At 61.3% G+C, this 261-nt stretch carries 1 protein-coding gene; it reads left to right on the forward strand.

Annotated elements, in window-relative coordinates; genetic code table 11:
* On the forward strand, positions 1 to 261 hold a 261-nt coding region (gene ssb / locus SB717_RS37065), incomplete at both ends, for a single-stranded DNA-binding protein (protein ID WP_410908086.1).

Below are 261 nucleotides of genomic sequence, written 5' to 3' on the forward strand. Positions count from 1 at the left end.
GCCACCAGCGAATCGTGGAACGACAGACAGACCGGGCAGAAGGTCGAGAAGACCGAATGGCACCGGGTGGTGCTGTTCGGCAAGGTCGCCGAAATCGCTGGCGAGTATCTACGCAAGGGCTCCCAGTGCTACATCGAGGGCAAGCTCAAGACCCGCGAATGGGAAAAGGACGGCATCAAGCGGTACAGCACCGAGGTGCATGTCGACATCAACGGAACTATGCAGCTGCTGGGCGGCCGGCCTGACAACCAAGGCGGCCAG

The sequence above is a fragment of the Priestia sp. SIMBA_032 genome (assembly GCF_046535215.1).
Lineage (GTDB): Bacteria > Bacillota > Bacilli > Bacillales > Bacillaceae_H > Priestia > Priestia aryabhattai.